Here is a 16,160-nt window from a genome sequence, read left to right as displayed (position 1 = left end):
GTTCCTTAGCTGCCCCAGGAGTCACGCAGGGTGACAGTGCGGTTGAACACCGGGCGGCCCGGCTGGGTGTCTTTCAGATCGGCGCAGAAGTAACCCTCGCGCTCGAACTGGAAACGGTCTTCAGGCTGGGCGTTGGCCAGCGAAGGTTCCGCGCGACAGCCGCTCAGCACCTGCAGCGAATCGGGGTTAATGTTGTCCAGGAAGCTGCCGCCCTCTTCGGTTTTCTCCGGGTTCGGCGAACGGAACAGACGGTCGTACAGGCGCACTTCGCATTCGACGCTGGCTGCTGCCGGCACCCAGTGAATAACGCCCTTGACCTTGCGCCCCTCAGGGTTCTTGCCAAGGGTGTCCGGGTCGTACGAGCAGCGCAGTTCGACGATGTTGCCATCGGCGTCCTTGATCGCTTCGTCGGCGCGGATCACGTAGCTGCCGCGCAGACGCACTTCGCCGTTCGGCTCCAGGCGCTTGTAGCCTTTTGGTGGCTCTTCCATGAAGTCGTCACGGTCGATGTACAGCTCACGGGCGAAGGGCAGCGCACGCACGCCCATGTCTTCTTTCGGGTGGCGTGGCAGTTCGAGGTTCTCGACCTGACCTTCCGGGTAGTTGGTGATCACTACCTTCAATGGCCGCAGCACGCACATGGCGCGCGGCGCGGTGCGGTCGAGGTCATCGCGGATGCTGAACTCGAGCATGTTCATGTCGACCACACCGTCCGAGCGGTTGGTGCCGATCATGTCGCAGAAGTTGCGGATCGAGGCCGGGGTGTAACCACGACGACGGAAGCCCGACAGGGTCGACATGCGGGGGTCATCCCAACCCTGCACGTGTTTCTCGTCGACCAGCTGCTTGAGCTTGCGCTTGGAGGTGATGGTGTAGTTCAGGTTGAGCCGGCTGAACTCGTACTGACGCGGGTGCGCCGGCACTGGCAGATTGTCGAGGAACCACTCGTACAACGGGCGATGGCCTTCGAACTCCAGGGTGCAGATCGAGTGGGTGATGCCCTCGATCGCGTCCGACTGGCCGTGGGTGAAGTCGTAGTTGGGGTAGATGCACCACTTGTCACCGGTCTGGTGATGGTGGGCATGGCGGATCCGGTAGAGGATCGGGTCACGCAGGTTCATGTTCGGCGAGGCCATGTCGATCTTGGCCCGCAGCACGCGCTCGCCATCAGCGAACTCGCCGGCTTTCATGCGCGCGAACAGGTCGAGGTTTTCTTCGACGCTGCGCTCACGGAACGGGCTGTTCTTGCCAGGCTCGGTGAGGTTGCCGCGGTATTCCTTGGCCTGCTCCGGGGTCAGGTCGCAGACATAGGCGTTACCCGACTTGATCAGCTCGACCGCCCAGTCGTGCAACTGGTCGAAGTACTGCGAGGCATAGCGCACCGGACCGGTCCAGTTGAAGCCCAGCCACTTGACGTCGCTCTGGATCGCGTCGATGTACTCCTGGTCTTCCTTGGCCGGGTTGGTGTCGTCGAAGCGCAGGTGACAGGCACCGCCGAACTCTTCGGCCAGGCCGAAATTGACGCAGATCGACTTGGCGTGGCCAATGTGCAGGTAACCGTTGGGCTCCGGCGGGAAGCGGGTAACTATCTGCGTGTGCTTGCCCGAGTCCAGGTCAGCCTGAACGATCGGCCGCAGGAAGTTTGCAGGGACGGCGGGAGCGCCTTTGGCAGCGGCGTTGGGCGCGTTGTCGGCAGTGGGCTTGCTCATAGGATCCTTGAATGCTGGTGTTCAGCCCGGGTAGGCCGATTGAATCAAAGGGCCTATCATAGCCGAAGCAGTCAAGCTGCTGACAGCCGGGCGCCGACAAAGTGGCGCGATTTATCGCAACCCGGGCAAAATGGCCCTGCGCGCGCTGTGTCGCGGCAAGCCAATCCTGCGTCAGCTGATGTACGCGAGCTGCACGCAGCCAATTTCTGTATGCCTTGAAGAGTGAATTTGAGCATGTCCCAAGTCAAACTGACCACCAACCACGGCGACATCGTCCTGGAACTGGACGCCGAGAAGGCGCCACTGACCGTTGCAAACTTCCTCGCCTACGTCGAAGCCGGCCACTACAGCAACACCGTTTTCCACCGCGTGATCAAAGGCTTCATGATCCAGGGCGGCGGTTTTGAACCCGGCATGAGCGAAAAGAAAGACAAGCGCCCAAGCATTCAGAACGAAGCCGACAACGGCCTGAAGAACGACAAGTACACCATCGCCATGGCCCGCACCATGGAACCGCACTCGGCCTCGGCGCAGTTCTTCATCAACGCCTCCGACAATGGTTTCCTTAACCACAGCGGCAAGAACACCCAGGGCTGGGGCTACGCCGTATTCGGCAAGGTGGTCAAAGGTACCGAGGTCGTCGACAAGATCGAAGGCGTTGCCACCGGCTCCAAAGCCGGCCACCAGGACGTGCCGAAAGAAGACGTGATCATCGAGAAAGCCGAGATCATTGGGTGATTCTGCTGATCTCTGATCTGCACCTGCAAGAAGAACGCCCGGAGATTACCCGGGCGTTTGTTGATCTGCTCGAAGGTCGCGCGCGTCACGCCAAAGCGCTGTACATCCTCGGGGACTTCTTCGAGGCATGGATAGGCGATGACGCGATGACGCCGTATCAGCAGTCGATCTGCCAGGCGTTGCGTAAATTGAGCGACAGCGGTACCGCTATTTACCTGATGCACGGCAACCGCGATTTTCTCCTGGGTGAGGATTTCTGCGCTGCTGCTGGCTGTACGCTGCTTGCCGATCCCAGTGTGGTCGATCTGGGCGGCGAGCCAGTGCTGCTGATGCACGGCGACACGCTGTGCACTCGCGATGTCGGCTACATGAAGCTGCGCCGCTACCTGCGTAGCCCGCTGACGCTGTGGGTGCTGCGCCACCTGCCGCTGTCCATGCGGCTCAAGCTGGCACGCAAACTGCGCAGCGAAAGCAAGACCCAGACCCGCATGAAAAACACCGAGATTGTCGATGTCACACCCGATGAAGTACCGCGGGTGATGGCGGCGCACGGCGTGCGCACGCTGGTCCACGGGCATACCCACCGGCCGGCGATTCACAAGTTGCTGGTCGATGGCAGCCCGGCGCGCAGGATTGTTCTGGGCGACTGGGACCGTCGCGGCTGGGCTTTGCAGGTAGATGATCAGGGTTTCCAGTTGGCGCCGTTCGACTTTACCTGAGTCGTCGAGGTCGGCTGCTGTGCTCACCAAGGCCGCTGTTGCAGGGATCTGCGACAGCGGCCTTGTCTATTTCGGGCCTGGATGCGGCGAACAAGCGTTACGTTTGCCGGCGAGCCGACACGTCTTGTACAGAATGATCCGTTTATTTTTCCGGCGAAACTGCAGTTTTTTCAATCTCGTTCGTCTTTATCTATGAGGAAACACGATTTCAGGACAGCCCACGAAAAGGAGCATTCGCATGTACCAGCCACAACAGACGCCGGCCAAGCCTGGCAGCCCAGTCAATGCCGGCGCCGGGCAGCTTACCGAGAGTGACGAACGGGTCGGTAACGAGCTGATTCGCGAACTGCTGCGCGCTTACGGCCTGCGCACCAGCCTGATCCGCCTGAAAGTGATCGATGCGCTGCATGCGGCTGACCGCAACGGTCGCAGTGTGGGTGTGCGCGGCATCCATGCGCAGCTTGAACAGCTCGACATTCCATTGTCATTTCTGAGCGTGCGCGAAGTGCTCAAGCGGCTCTGTGCCGAAGGTGTGATCAGCCTCGGCGGCGACAAGTGCTACACCCTCAACCCCGAGGCGCGCGCTGTACTCGAGTCACCTCAAGCACGCTGAGCCGCCGGCCGGCCAGGATGGCCTGCCCGCTGGATTCAGGGTTTGACCTTGCGCCGCAACAAGCCGTTGATCACCACCACGATCACTGCAATGGCGATCGCGCAGTACTGGAACGTCTGCTCGGTGATCGTCCCCTGCTTTTGCAGATAGGAAAGTCCCAGCATCATCCCCAGTACCACCAGGATGATCAGGATCGAGTATTTCAGGCGCTGCACGTGTGTCATCGGGAGTTCCTTGCGACATCAAAGACATTGGGCTCGCATCAAGCCGTGGCAATGATACAACGGCATCGACCGCAGGCGTGCATTTCCTGCTGAGCCACACCAGCGTCTCCTGAAAGCATAGGGATTCTACCCAGCCCATAGGTGCCCCATGCTGAATACTTGTCTACGCATCATCACGCTCTGGATGGCCGCAGCATCGGCGCTGGCCGTGGAGCGGCCGGCGCTGTCCGATGATCGCCTGCGTCTATTGGGCAGCCAACTCGCCCAGAGTGCCGGTTCGAGCCAGTGGCAACAGCTGTGGCAGCGTGTGCGCAGTGCGGGTTACCTGAACCCGCAGCCAGCCCAGCTGCACTTTCTGGTGGAGCAACGCGAGCTGCCCGGCCTCGCGCTTGAAACGCTGGCCAACGCCGAGCAGGTCCACCTGCTCGATGACAGCCAAGCGCTATACCGAAAGGATTTTGCCCCGAGCGTGATGGGACGCATGAACGATCACCGGATGACCGCCCTGTGTTTGCTGGTTGATTACCGGGCAGTACCCGCCACCATGATCGACGCGCCGCAGGCCTATTTGGCTGGCGCCAGCCTGCTGAGCAGCTATCCCTGTAACTGAAGGCAAGCCACCCTTGCCGACTTCTCCTGCAACAGTTCATGAATCGCCAAGGTCTGGAGGCCTGGCCTGTCGCATAGTCCTACACCCCAAGCTCTCGATCCCTGCGTCAAGCGCACACAGGAACTACATGCCTCGGTTCGCTTGACGCCTAGGACTGCCTGCACGGCTCACCGACAATCGACTCACGCCACGAGCCATCGCCCTGGCGCGGTCTACCCAGTCATGGTCACGTACTGCGCACTCCATTACCCACGAGGGTTCCCCCTATGCAAATGCCAGACTTCACCCGTATCGACATCGCATTGCTGCCGCACTCGCTGCAGTCGCTTATTGAGTGTATCGGCATCGAAAATGCCTACAACCTGACCTGCGCCTATGGCGGGCGCCCGAAGTACATTCCCAAGCATCGCGACCGCACCAAGCTTGCCGAAGTGCTTCCAGCTGAAGCCCTGGACGCCCTGATCAAACGTTTTGCCGGGGTTGCCCTGGAGATTCCCAAGGCCGACCACTTCCTGCGCCAACTACGCAACCTGCAGATTCAGCAAGAGAGCGCCGATGGCCTCTCGCGCAGCCTGCTGGCCGACAAGTACGGGTTGAGCCTGCGCCAGATCGGCAACATTCGCCGCCAGGAAAACCACGCCCGCTGAGCCGCTCTGCGCCAGCCCAGGAGTTAGATAATGTCCATTGATCCCACACTGGTTGGTTCGGTCATCAATGCCCTGCCCATGGACCGCATGATTTCCGCTCCGTTGCAGGCAATGATTCAGGCACAGATCAGCGCCAGCAAAGCCTACGCAGACTTCCTGATGGGTGTATGCATCCAGAATGGCAAGGCGGTCGCGATCCAGATCGACTATGACGAAACGCTGATCGGCGCAGACGGTGAATACCAGGGCGTCGTGCAAAAGAGCCTGAAAGTACCGTTGCTGGCCGCTGTCACCCATCCCAACATCGTTATCGAAGAGGGCCGGGTCGAGTTCGAGATCACCATTAGCCAGATGGCCGAACACAGTACTTCCGTCGAGCGTGACAGCAGCCTCACTGGCAGCCTGGGCTGGGGCCCGTTCAAGCTTGAAATCAAGGGCAGCGTCAGCCAGAAGTCGGCTCAGGTACGCAAGACCGATACCCGCGCCCGCTACGCGTTCAACACAACCGTTCGCCGCCAGGATCCGCCAGAAGCGATGATGCGGGTGATCGACTTGTTGACCGAAGCAGCGACCAAGCCGAGTCGGCTGCCTTCAGCTAACGCACGCAACCCTGGTGACATCTCCCAGGACGACACCTTGCCGCCTTTCGAGCAGGCATAACCGCAAGACCCGGCGGTGAATCCAGAGCCCGGCCTCGATGGCGGGCTTGCCGCCTAGAGGAGCGCTGAACGTGGATGACACCCCTACCCCACCTGCACCCATGCTCTGCAGTGACCTGCGCGACATCACCCGCGGTCTGCAGGAAGCCGCTGCCGCCACCAACAGCTTGATCGCGCAGCAGTACATCACCCTCTTCGATCAGTTTTTCGATCATGACCCCGACGCACTCGGCGCGCCAATGCAAGCCAAGATGGTCGAAGTGGCCATGGATGACCAGCACATGATCAGGGTGCCACTGATCACCTTGGTGGCGCCCAAGGGCCTGGCCCTGGAGCGCATGCAGGTGGACCTCTCGGTTCGGGTCAGGAGCACTGAAATCAACAACGCGCTGACTGAAGCAGCCGAAGCCCAGGCCTGCGCCCGCTTCAAGGTCAGCATTGGTGCGCAAGCACGCCACGGTGATGGCCGCGACCCGGACGAGGTGCAGATCCGCATGCAGTTCCAGGCGTGCGAGCCACCAGAGGCGCTCAACCGCCTGATCGAGCAGTACACCAACCTCATGGTGCCCACACTGCGCAGCAACCCGCGGCCACCTGCAGCAGATAGCAACGAGTATGTCGAAGCGGCCAGCGTGCGCTGACCGGCTCGATCAGAAGTCGCGTTTGTAGAAGATATCCAACGAGCTGGCCAAGCCACTGGCCGCCTCCAGATACACCTTCTTGCTCAGCTTGTACCGCAGAGCAATGGTATTGGCCGGCTCGAACACACCCACCCCATAACGCAGGCTCAAGCGCTCGGTGAGATTGCCACTGGCGACCACGCTGGTGGTGTTGCCCGAGCCTTCGGTATCGAGCTGGAAATCCTCGATGCCCAGGTTGGACGCCAGGCTGCCAGTGAGCCCGGCGCTGCCGGCAAGGCCCAGACCCAGGGCTGCTTCTGCGAGCATGTTGTTGTCTTCGCCCGAGCCACCCAGCGGCCTCCCCAGTACCAGATAAGACAACGCCTGCTCCTGGCTCATCGCCGGCTCGGCGAACACCTGCGTGGTCGGCTGCTCGGCGCTGCCACTCAAGCGAATCCCGGCAATCACATCGTCAACCTGGCGAATCGCTTCAATATCCAGGTAGGGCTGATCAATGGGACCTGCGAACAGCAGCCGTGCGCGGCGGATGGTCAGGCGCTGGCCGTAGGCGCGATACCGGCCATCGGCCAGGCTCAGCTCGCCACGGGTATCCATGTTGTCACCAATGTGCACGTGCCCGCGCAGATTGGCAGTCAGACCAAAGCCTGTGAACGACAATTTGTCCTGGCCGACCTCGACATTGACGTCCATGGCGATGGCCATCGGTGTCGTACCCTGCTCGGTCTGATTGCCGATGATTACGGTGTCATCCGAGACTTTGACCGTGGAGGGTGGCAGTTCACGTACGGTGATTGCGCCCTTGGGCACCAGCACCTTGCCCTTGACTGCCAATTGCTCGCCTTCGAGGCTGATGGTCAGGTCGGGGGCCACTTCCAAGGTGGCGTAAGGCTCGACCGTGACCGGCAACTGTTGCCCCTGCAAGCGCAGTTGCATCGCCAGCGCCTGCCCCCAGGTCAGGTTGCCGCTGAGTTGTGCGCGACCGGACGTACCGCTGCGCCAGCCGCCCTGCAACTGAATCTGTTCACCTGCGATCAGCGCCTGCACTGACAAATCCTGCAGGCTGACCGGCAGCTCTGCACCGCTGACTTCGCCGCCGGTGAGGGCCAGGGTGCCATTCACTTGCGGTGCAAGCAAAGAGCCAGACAAGCGGCCGCTGCCGTTGAGCTGCCCGGCAAGGCGCTCGACCATCGGCACGAACGGTCGCGCGATCGCCACATCCAGCCCGCTCAGACGGAAGTCGCCAGACAACGGCTTGTCCTTGCCCAACGGATCGAGCCGGGTCGTCAGGGCGAGCTCGCCAAGGCGCTCGCCACGGAAGTTCAGCACGGTGTCGATACGGCGTGGATTGAGCGTGCTGTCCAGGCGCAGGACCTGGTAGGGGAAATCCAGCCAACGCTGGCCATCGCGCACGCGCAAGGTGCCGCCACTGGCATCGACACGCACCGTACCCTTGGGGCCAGCGGCAGGAATATCCAGATTGATGTCGGCATTGAGCTGCCCCTGCCAGGCGAAGTCCTTGGGCATCCACTGTGCCAGGCTCTCGATCGGGAACTGCTTGAGGTGGTAACGCAGCCGCGGCTCCGGCGCCAGGCGCTGGTCTTCTCCACACAGACTGGCCTGGCCCGAGCGCCAGCAATGGGCACCGAAATCCAGCTGACCGTTGGCCAGGCGCTGCAAACGGGCCGGCCCCTGCAACTGCCAGTCCTGCCCGCCAGCTTGAATGCGGCCACTGGCAAGACGACCACGCCAGTCACCCTTGGCCAGTTGGCCGTCGGCAGCCAGGTCGAGCTTGAGCTGCGGGCCGGCCAGCGCCAGCGTCACGGCCTGCTGGCGAACATCGCCTTTGCCGGCAATGTTCATATCGCCAAGCGACGTCTCGCCCAGGCGAATGTTGCCGGCTTTCAGGGTGAGTTGGCCGCGCTGGGCGCTGTCCAGACGGGCATCGAGGTCAAGCCGTTGCACACGATTGTCGGCCTGAGCCAGTTGCTGCCCTTGCACATTCAGGGTGCCTTGCGGCGCTTGCAAGGTACCCGCCAGATCAAGACGACCCTTGACCTGACCCTGCAAGCGAGGCCACAGCTGGCCAAGGCGCGGCATATCCAGATCGATCCGGCCGGCCAGGCCCTGCTGCAGGCTACCGCTGCCGTTGATGCGGTTGTCGCCCAACTGGATGGCCAGGGCGCCAAGTGTCCAGCTGTCTCCGGCGCCCTCGGCCTCAGCCTTGAGCACTGCCGGCTGACCGCGCAAACGGCCTTTGAGGTCGAGCAAGGCGCTCAGTTGCAGGCGCTCGTTGTGCAGTTCGCCCTTGCTGCGCAGTGGCCCCGCGAGCGTGCCCGGCAATTCGGCAAGCCAGTAGGCTGGATCGAGCGCTGAAAGCAGCAGGTCGACGTCCCAACTGATCTTGTCGGCAAAGCCGACGATGACGCTGCCGGCAGCCTTGCCCTGCCCTGCGCTGAGCAGTAATTGCGGCAGGCGCACCTGGCTCAGGTCGCCCTCGAACGGGCTGCTTAGATTGAACGCGCCGGCCGGCCCGTCCAGATCACCCTTGAATGAGCCCTGATAGTTGCCGTCGCGGTACTGAACGTCGGCAATCAAACGTTTGAGCTGCACTTGCGGGGCTTCTTCAAGCGGATACAGACGCAGCCAGGGGAAGTCCTGCCAATCGATCCTGGCATCGGCTTTCAGCCCCTGCTGCCAGTCGGCATTGGCCTGCAGCCTGAGCCGCTGGCTGTCGCTGGCATTCAGGTCCAAAGCATCCAGTCGGGCGCCTTTGGCGTCGACCTTGCCCGCCAACAGCAGGCCTATCGGCCCTTGCTCGGCCGGCAGATTGGCCGAGCCGGAGAGCTGGTAGCCCTCGTCCAGATCGCCCACGGCATCCAGCTTGAGTTGCTCGAGCTGCAAGGTATCCGGCAGGGTTGCAACCGGTTTGAAGGCGGCCGATTCAAGCCGCAGTCTGGCTGGCAGGTGCTCCGCCAAAGCCTGCAGTTCACCAGTCAGGCGGGCGTTCAGATAGCCGCTGCTGGTTGCATCCAGATTGAGTGTCTTCTGCAGCTCGCCAGTGGCATTCAGTGCCAGTTGCCAGGCCTGCCCTTCCACTGGCGGCAGCTGCACGCTGCCGGTGAGTTGCACTGGCCAGTCGCCCTCGGGCTGCACGTCGCCCTGCACACTTACATGCAGGTCATCACGCTGCAACTGCAAGGTATCGATGCGCAGACCATTGTTGCTCCAGTGCGCCGCAAGCTGCAGGTCGCCCAGCAGGTCGCTGCCATCCAGGCGCAGTTGGCCAAGTTTCACCTCGCCCAGCTCGATCGCCACTGGCAGGCGCAACGTTGGTAACTGCAGCGGATTGCTGTCGGCTACGGTTTCACTGGCGGCAAATGCCATGTCGATGCGCTCAGCCTGCAGACGCTCGATACACAGGGTGGCCCGCAGCAGGCACAGCGGCGACCAGCTCAACTGCGGTGCCTGCACCTCGACCCGGCTGGCGCCGTCGTCCCAGCTCAGACGGGTGGCCTGCCAGTTACCGCCGAGGTGGCCCTGGAAGTCGTCGACCGTAAGCCCCGGCACCAGGCCCAGCGCCCAGCGACTACCGGCTTGCGTCCCCAGCAACAGGCTCAGACTCAGCGTGATCAGCAGCAACAGGCCGAGCAGACTGACAAGAATGTACTTCAAAGCACGCGTCACAGCTCAGGCCCCATCGAGAAGTGCAGGCGAATGCCGCCGTCGTCGTCCAGTGCCTTGGCCAGGTCGAGGCGCAAGGGCCCGACCGGCGACACCCAACGTACGCCGATACCGACGCCGGTTTTCAGGCTGGGCAGATCCAGCGAGTTGAACGAGTTGCCTTGATCGACAAAGGTCGCGATGCGCCACTTCTCGGCCACCGAATACTGGTATTCGGCGCTACCGGCCACCATGTAGCGGCCACCAATACGGTCGCCGTCGCTGTTTTTCGGAGACAGGGTCTGGTAGTCGTAACCACGCACGCTTTGGTCGCCACCGGCGAAGAAACGCAACGAGGGCGGAATCTTGCTTTGATAGCTGTTGGTGGCGCTGCCACCGAATTGCAGCCGGCCGAGCAGTCGGTGATTCTGGCCCAGAGTCGTCAGCCCCTTGAGCAGGACGTTGCCGTGTAGCAGATTGGTATCGGACATCAGCCCTTCCTTGGCCACCTGCACATCGAACTGCAGACGGTAGCCATTGTGCGGGTCGATGCGGTTGTCACTGCGCAGGAATGAGTAACTTACCCCAGGCATCAGCAGCTTGCTCAAGCCGGAGTCATCCCCCAGCTTGTACTCTTCGCGCTGATACTTGAGCGACACCACCCGCTGCCAGCCGCTGGGCAGCTTGCTGTGCCATTCAGGGCCAACGGTGAGCAGCTTGCTGACGGTATCGGTGCCGGCAATTTCCTCGTTCTGATAGCCACCGGCGAAACGCAGCTTGTCGGTCAGTGGCGGGTCCAGCGGTATGTCATACCACAGGCCGACGTTCTGCCGCGGCGCCGACAGTTCGGTTTCCCAACCATAGCTGTGACCCTGCGGGTTGACCCAGTGGCGCGTCCAGTTGGCCTTGCCGCGCGGGCCAACGTCGGTCGAGAAGCCCAGGCCCAGGCCCATGGTGCGTGGTTTGCGGGTTTCCAGGCTGACGTCGACGGGAATCTGTTCGCCCACCGCAGCGGTGGGCGCCGCGTCGACCCTTACGCCTTCGAAATAGCCGCTCGATTGCAGGTCGTTGTTGAGTTCGGCGATCAGCTCGGAATCATAGGGCGTACCGGCCTTGAACGGCACCATGCGCTGCAGCAGGTCCTGGTCCAGCGGGGTGTCGCCGGCAAAGCGCACGGCGCCAAGCTGGAAGCGTGGCCCGCTTTGATACACCAGTTCGATGTCGGCAACGCCGGCCTGCGGATCTACGGCCAGGCGCTGGCTGGTAAAGCGCCCTTTGAAAAAGCCGTAACGCGAAGCCTGATTCTGGATCAGACGCTTGGCGTCTTCATACAGACCATGATTGAGGCGTTCGCCGGGGCGCAGCGCGGCGCTATCAGGCACACGAAAACTCTTCAGCTCGGTGGCCGGGCCCTCGATGCGCACGGTGACGTTGCGCAAGCGCACCGGCTCTCCGGGATCGATGCGAATGATCAATTGCGGATGCTGGTCAGGCCCGGTCGGCGCCTTGACCTCGGTGTCGATCTGGGCCTGATAGTAGCCAAGTGCCTGCGCAGCTTTGCGCGCCTGCTCTTCAGCGCCGCGACTGAAACGCAGCAATGCGTCCTCGTCACGGTCTCCCAGGCTGCCAATATAGCCTTCGACATTCGCCTTGAGCGCCTTGTTGGCGGGTTTGACCCGCACCAGCAGTTCGCTCTGGGCCCATACTGAGCTGCTGGCGGCCAGAATGATCAGGCCCCAGGTCAATCTTCCTGAATACGTCATGCTGCGCATGCTACCAGAGCTTGTTGCGCAAGGGAGCCGTCTACTGCGCAGGTCACCCTGTTACTGACCTGGAGGACAATGGATTGGGATGAAAAAACACCCGCTCTGTAACTGGACCTACAGCCATTTCGCCAATTTCCTGATACCCCTGACGCTTGTAGAACTCCAGATAGCGCGCATTGCCGGTATCCAGCACAACGCCATGGCTGCCTGGCTCCTCGGCGCACCAGTCATGAACAGCCTGTAACAATTGCTCAGCATGCTCCTGAGTCCTGAATTCAGGGTGCACGCCCAGCAGCGGCAGCATATGTACCTGATCTGACGGCAAGCTCCCCACCAACGCTGCCTGATAATCCAGGTAGCGGCGGGTACAGCACAGGCCGGTGCCGATGATCATGCGCAAGCGCCACATCCAACTGTCAGCCACGCCAAGGCGCCGCAGCGGCGGCACGATCAGCGCGACCCCGGCCAGACGGTCTTCGACCATCAGGCCAACTGCCGGTAGCTGCAGGTAGAAGTGCTGGCGGACCCACGCCCGAATCATGGCGCGCAGGCGCCGTTCATAGCCAGGGCGCTGCGCCTCGAACAGATAGGCCACGGTCGGCTCTTGCCGATAGACTTCGTACAGCACAGCGCGGACCTCGCGGCGGTAGCCCTTGTCGAGCAAACAGGTGCGAGCGGTTGCGCGGATATCGTCGGGCATTTGCGGGTAAACCTTCATGGAGTGAACGTTCACCTTGGAGGCGCGGCTACGTGCGTTGGTTCACCGCTGAGCGCACGTCGCCAGGCCGAGGCAGCGCCAGCATGCTGGCGACGAGCGCCGATGTTCGATAGCATCCGCAGTTTTACCGGGGTTGCCTCGCCATGAAGATCGTCTCGTTCAATATCAACGGCCTGCGCGCCCGTCCGCATCAGCTGGCGGCGCTGATCGAGAAGCATCAGCCAGACGTTATCGGCTTGCAGGAAACCAAAGTCAGCGACGAGCAGTTCCCATTGGCTGACGTGCAAGCCTTGGGCTACCACGTGCATTATCATGGCCAGAAAGGCCACTACGGCGTCGCCCTGCTCTCACGCCAGGCACCGCTGGCGCTGCACAAAGGCTTCGCCAGTGACGAGGAAGACGCCCAACGGCGCTTCATCTGGGGCACCTTCGCCGACGCCAACGGCACCCCGATCACCATCATGAACGGCTACTTCCCACAGGGCGAAAGCCGCGATCACCCTACCAAATTCCCCGCCAAGCAGCGCTTCTACAGTGACTTGCAGGTCCTGCTCGAAGGCCAGTTCGACAATCAGCAGCCGCTGATCGTCATGGGCGACGTCAACATCTCGCCCGAAGACTGCGACATCGGCATCGGTGCCGACAACGCCAAGCGCTGGCTGAAGACCGGCAAATGCAGCTTCCTGCCGGAGGAGCGTGAATGGATGCAGCGCCTCAAGGACTGGGGCCTGGTCGACAGCTTCCGTCACCTGCACCCGCAGGTCAGCGACCGTTTCAGCTGGTTCGACTACCGCAGCCGCGGCTTCGAAGACCAGCCCAAGCGCGGCCTGCGCATCGATTTGATCATGGCCTCGAGCGGCCTGCTGCCGCGGCTCAAGGATGCCGGCGTCGACTACGACCTGCGTGGCATGGAAAAGCCCTCCGACCACGCGCCGATCTGGCTGGAGCTTGCCTGAAAGGTCGCGCTGCGGGCGCTGATCAGCGTCCGCATACAGGCACAGTCGAGGACATCCCGGGCATCTGATAGTCATTCGCCATCAACTCGGTTCTCGGGAGCCTGCTGGCGGGGGTAGAATGCGCAAAACCGGGAGCCGTAATGAATCAGGACCGCTTGACCTCCACCCAGGACGACGCCATCACCGACGCTGCGGCGCATTGGTGCATGCGCCTGCATGCCGATGACTGCACGGCGGCCGAGCGCGAGGCGTTCGATCTCTGGCTGGCGGCTGATTCACGGCACGTCGATGAATACAGCGCGATGCAGGACATCTGGCAAACCGCCGAGCTGTTGCCGCGTCGCCCGAGCGTGGTCGAGAAAGCCGGCCGCCCCCTGCGCAGGACGCAGCCACGCCGCTGGCGGCCAATGGCTTCAGCTGCAGCCATTGCCTTGCTGGCCTTGCCGTTGGCAGGCTGGATGGGTTGGCAGCAAGGCTGGCTACCCAATCACTACCAACATGTCGAAGCCACCGACCAGGTGCGCCAGGTGCTATTGAGCGATGGCAGCCAGATCGAACTCAACCTGCACAGCGAGCTGCGCTACTTCAACTACAAGGACCAGCGCCAGGTCACGCTTATCCGCGGCGAGGCGTTTTTCAAGGTCAGCCACGACGCCGCCCACCCGTTCATCGTGCGCGCCGGCAACGGCCAGACGCGGGTGACCGGCACCCAGTTCAACGTCTGGAAATACAACGACGAGGTCAAGGTGACCCTGGTTGAAGGCTCGGTACTGGTCAGCAGTCACGGCGACGAGGGAGGCTATCGACTAGGCCCAGGCATGCAGGCCAGCTACCACATCGGCGATTTCGAACCGACTCTGGCGCAGAATGATGAGGCCGACAACAGCCTGGCCTGGCGCACCGGCAAGCTGGTGTTGGACAACCTCAGCCTGGCCCAGGCCCTGCCCGTGATCAACCGCTACCTGGAACGCCCGCTGCTGTTGGCCGATGACAGCACCGGCGCAATCCGTGTCAGCGGCGTCTACAACACTCGCGAGGTCAAGCGCATGGTCGACAACCTGCCCAAGGTGCTGCCGATCTACCTGACCCGCAGCAAGGACGGCAGCACCGTGCTCAACCGCATCACACCGCTGACCAACAAGGGCTGACGCCGGCCCTCAGAGCACCATTGCCGCCAGCCAGCCAAAGGCCAGCAGCGGCAGGTTGTAATGGAGGAAGGTCGGCACCACGGTGTCCCAGATGTGGTGATGCTGGCCGTCGACATTCAAGCCTGAAGTCGGCCCCAGGGTCGAATCCGAAGCCGGCGAACCGGCGTCGCCCAACGCACCCGCGGTGCCAACGATGCACACCGTAGCCACCGGATCGAAGCCTAGCTGAACACACAGCGGCACGAAAATCGCAGCAAGAATGGGCACGGTAGAGAACGACGAGCCGATACCCATGGTCACCAGCAAGCCCACCAGCAACATCAGCAAGGCCCCGATACCCTTGCTGTGGTTGATCCATTGCGCTGAGGCCTGGACCAGGCTGTTGACCTCGCCGGTTGCCTTCATCACGTCGGCAAAGCCCGAGGCGGCAATCATGATGAAGCCGATCATGGCCATCATCTTCATGCCTTCGGTAAACAGATCATCAGTGTCTTTCCAGCGCACGATGCCCGACAGCGAAAAAATCAGAAAACCGACCATGGCGCCGATGATCATCGAATCCAGCCACAGCTGAATGATGAACGCTGCTGCGATCGCCAGGCCAGCGACCATCAGCGTCAAGGGGTTGTAGCTGACACTGACCTGCTCGACCTGTTCGATTTTCGCCAGGTCATAGTCGCGTTTCTTGCGGTAGCTGACGAACACTGCCAGGAGCAGCCCGGCGAGCATGCCGGCCGCAGGAATGGCCATCGCCTGGGTAACGTTGACCGCGCTGACGTCGACCCCGGCGCGGCTGACATTGGCCAGCAGAATTTGATTGAGGAAGATGTTGCCAAAACCTACCGGCAGGAACATGTACGGCGTGATCAGGCCAAAGGTGATTACGCAGGCAATCAGCCGCCGGTCGATGCGCAGCCGGGTCAGCACATACAGCAGCGGCGGCACCAGCAGCGGGATAAAGGCAATGTGAATGGGCAGAATGTTCTGCGACGACACGGCTACCACCAGCATCAGGCCGATCAGCAGCCATTTAACCTTGCCACCCTCGCTATGGCCTTGGCGCTCGATCATGTTCAAGGCCCGATCTGCCAGCGCATGGGCCAGCCCCGACTTGGCGATGGCCACGGCAAATGCGCCAAGCAGCGCATAGGACAACGCCACCGTGGCGCCCCCACCCAGGCCACCATTGAAGGCCTTCAACGTGCCCTCGATACCCAGACCGCCGACCAGGCCGCCGGTGATCGCGCCGATGATCAACGCGATCACTACATGCACGCGGGACAGGCTCAATATCAGCATGATGCCGACCGCGGCAATGACTGCATTCATGGTGTGGACTACCTCGTTACGAC

General features: G+C 62.0%; 15 protein-coding genes. 9 read left to right on the top strand and 6 right to left on the bottom strand.

The window, feature by feature from the left end:
• Positions 1–5: 5 nt before the first annotated feature.
• Positions 6–1,709, bottom strand: coding sequence for a glutamine--tRNA ligase/YqeY domain fusion protein (locus ACQZ2L_RS21555; protein WP_101319007.1), 1,704 nt, complete (start codon positions 1,707–1,709; stop codon positions 6–8).
• Between the two features lie 234 nt (positions 1,710–1,943).
• Between ACQZ2L_RS21555 and ACQZ2L_RS21550 the strand changes: the two genes are divergently transcribed.
• The 3 genes from ACQZ2L_RS21550 (at position 1,944) to ACQZ2L_RS21540 (ending at position 3,779) form a co-directional block, all read left to right on the top strand.
• Positions 1,944–2,447, top strand: coding sequence for a peptidylprolyl isomerase (locus ACQZ2L_RS21550; RefSeq protein WP_430327774.1), 504 nt, complete (start codon positions 1,944–1,946; stop codon positions 2,445–2,447).
• Positions 2,444–3,166 (top strand): UDP-2,3-diacylglucosamine diphosphatase, encoded by a 723-nt coding sequence (locus tag ACQZ2L_RS21545; protein WP_430327773.1) that lies wholly within the window; start codon positions 2,444–2,446, stop codon positions 3,164–3,166. Before ACQZ2L_RS21550 ends, ACQZ2L_RS21545 begins: the two co-directional genes overlap by 4 nt.
• A 238-nt stretch (positions 3,167–3,404) precedes the next feature.
• A complete protein-coding gene (locus ACQZ2L_RS21540) occupies positions 3,405–3,779 on the top strand; it encodes a fe2+ zn2+ uptake regulation protein (RefSeq protein ID WP_430327772.1) in 375 nt (124 codons plus the stop codon).
• A 35-nt stretch (positions 3,780–3,814) separates the two neighbouring features.
• Here the strand turns inward: ACQZ2L_RS21540 and ACQZ2L_RS21535 are convergent, their stop codons facing one another.
• Positions 3,815–4,003: a hypothetical protein gene (locus tag ACQZ2L_RS21535; RefSeq protein WP_101318997.1), complete on the bottom strand. Its 189-nt coding sequence runs from the start codon at positions 4,001–4,003 to the stop codon at positions 3,815–3,817.
• Positions 4,004–4,151: 148 nt separating this feature from the next.
• Between ACQZ2L_RS21535 and ACQZ2L_RS21530 the strand changes: the two genes are divergently transcribed.
• The 4 genes from ACQZ2L_RS21530 to ACQZ2L_RS21515 all read left to right on the top strand — a co-directional run bounded on the left by ACQZ2L_RS21530 (position 4,152) and on the right by ACQZ2L_RS21515 (position 6,560).
• The gene (locus ACQZ2L_RS21530) at positions 4,152–4,613 is read left to right on the top strand and encodes a hypothetical protein (RefSeq protein ID WP_430327771.1); all 462 of its coding nucleotides are present in this window, start codon (positions 4,152–4,154) and stop codon (positions 4,611–4,613) included.
• A 266-nt stretch (positions 4,614–4,879) separates the two neighbouring features.
• Positions 4,880–5,260, top strand: coding sequence for a Mor transcription activator family protein (locus ACQZ2L_RS21525; protein WP_430327770.1), 381 nt, complete (start codon positions 4,880–4,882; stop codon positions 5,258–5,260).
• Positions 5,261–5,290: 30 nt separating this feature from the next.
• Complete coding sequence (locus ACQZ2L_RS21520) at positions 5,291–5,920, top strand: DUF2589 domain-containing protein (RefSeq protein ID WP_430327769.1); 630 nt, start codon at positions 5,291–5,293, stop codon at positions 5,918–5,920.
• Between the two features lie 100 nt (positions 5,921–6,020).
• Entirely contained in the window at positions 6,021–6,560 is a 540-nt protein-coding gene (locus ACQZ2L_RS21515; RefSeq protein ID WP_430327828.1) for a DUF2589 domain-containing protein, read from the top strand.
• Positions 6,561–6,569: 9 nt separating this feature from the next.
• Here ACQZ2L_RS21515 and ACQZ2L_RS21510 read toward each other — a convergent pair whose 3' ends face one another.
• Genes ACQZ2L_RS21510 through ACQZ2L_RS21500 form a run of 3 tightly spaced genes read right to left on the bottom strand, consistent with a single transcriptional unit; the run spans position 6,570 to position 12,686 of the window.
• Positions 6,570–10,244, bottom strand: a complete 3,675-nt coding sequence (locus tag ACQZ2L_RS21510) for a translocation/assembly module TamB domain-containing protein (RefSeq protein ID WP_430327768.1) — start codon at positions 10,242–10,244, stop codon at positions 6,570–6,572.
• Positions 10,241–11,983 carry an autotransporter assembly complex protein TamA gene (locus ACQZ2L_RS21505; RefSeq protein WP_430327827.1) on the bottom strand — a complete coding sequence of 581 codons (1,743 nt, stop codon included), beginning with the start codon at positions 11,981–11,983 and terminating at the stop codon, positions 10,241–10,243. The genes ACQZ2L_RS21510 and ACQZ2L_RS21505 overlap by 4 nt, the downstream gene beginning before the upstream one ends.
• Positions 11,984–12,035: 52 nt before the next feature.
• Positions 12,036–12,686: a GNAT family N-acetyltransferase gene (locus tag ACQZ2L_RS21500; RefSeq protein WP_430327767.1), complete on the bottom strand. Its 651-nt coding sequence runs from the start codon at positions 12,684–12,686 to the stop codon at positions 12,036–12,038.
• 161 nt (positions 12,687–12,847) lie between these two features.
• Here ACQZ2L_RS21500 and xthA point away from each other — a divergent pair, with 161 nt between their 5' ends.
• Complete coding sequence (gene xthA / locus ACQZ2L_RS21495) at positions 12,848–13,660, top strand: exodeoxyribonuclease III (protein ID WP_430327766.1); 813 nt, start codon at positions 12,848–12,850, stop codon at positions 13,658–13,660.
• Between the two features lie 140 nt (positions 13,661–13,800).
• Positions 13,801–14,808, top strand: a complete 1,008-nt coding sequence (locus ACQZ2L_RS21490) for a FecR family protein (protein ID WP_430327765.1) — start codon at positions 13,801–13,803, stop codon at positions 14,806–14,808.
• Positions 14,809–14,817: 9 nt separating this feature from the next.
• Here ACQZ2L_RS21490 and ACQZ2L_RS21485 read toward each other — a convergent pair whose 3' ends face one another.
• On the bottom strand, positions 14,818–16,137 hold the full coding sequence (locus ACQZ2L_RS21485) for a Na+/H+ antiporter family protein (RefSeq protein ID WP_430327764.1): 1,320 nt from the start codon (positions 16,135–16,137) through the stop codon (positions 14,818–14,820).
• Positions 16,138–16,160 lie beyond the last annotated feature (23 nt).

The organism is Pseudomonas shirazensis, from assembly GCF_050496565.1.
In the GTDB taxonomy this organism is placed as follows: Bacteria; Pseudomonadota; Gammaproteobacteria; order Pseudomonadales; family Pseudomonadaceae; genus Aquipseudomonas; species Aquipseudomonas shirazensis_A.
This window is presented reverse-complemented; position numbering and strand designations above follow the sequence as displayed.

Coding starts and splice junctions, on each gene's coding strand:
- ACQZ2L_RS21500 (WP_430327767.1), bottom strand. CDS start 12,686: ATGCCCGACGATATCCGCGCAACCGCTCGCACCTGTTTGCTCGACAAG.
- ACQZ2L_RS21525 (WP_430327770.1), top strand. CDS start 4,880: ATGCAAATGCCAGACTTCACCCGTATCGACATCGCATTGCTGCCGCAC.
- ACQZ2L_RS21505 (WP_430327827.1), bottom strand. CDS start 11,983: ATGACGTATTCAGGAAGATTGACCTGGGGCCTGATCATTCTGGCCGCC.
- ACQZ2L_RS21555 (WP_101319007.1), bottom strand. CDS start 1,709: ATGAGCAAGCCCACTGCCGACAACGCGCCCAACGCCGCTGCCAAAGGC.
- ACQZ2L_RS21535 (WP_101318997.1), bottom strand. CDS start 4,003: ATGACACACGTGCAGCGCCTGAAATACTCGATCCTGATCATCCTGGTG.
- ACQZ2L_RS21540 (WP_430327772.1), top strand. CDS start 3,405: ATGTACCAGCCACAACAGACGCCGGCCAAGCCTGGCAGCCCAGTCAAT.
- ACQZ2L_RS21490 (WP_430327765.1), top strand. CDS start 13,801: ATGAATCAGGACCGCTTGACCTCCACCCAGGACGACGCCATCACCGAC.
- ACQZ2L_RS21520 (WP_430327769.1), top strand. CDS start 5,291: ATGTCCATTGATCCCACACTGGTTGGTTCGGTCATCAATGCCCTGCCC.
- ACQZ2L_RS21485 (WP_430327764.1), bottom strand. CDS start 16,137: ATGAATGCAGTCATTGCCGCGGTCGGCATCATGCTGATATTGAGCCTG.
- xthA (WP_430327766.1), top strand. CDS start 12,848: ATGAAGATCGTCTCGTTCAATATCAACGGCCTGCGCGCCCGTCCGCAT.
- ACQZ2L_RS21515 (WP_430327828.1), top strand. CDS start 6,021: ATGCTCTGCAGTGACCTGCGCGACATCACCCGCGGTCTGCAGGAAGCC.
- ACQZ2L_RS21530 (WP_430327771.1), top strand. CDS start 4,152: ATGCTGAATACTTGTCTACGCATCATCACGCTCTGGATGGCCGCAGCA.
- ACQZ2L_RS21550 (WP_430327774.1), top strand. CDS start 1,944: ATGTCCCAAGTCAAACTGACCACCAACCACGGCGACATCGTCCTGGAA.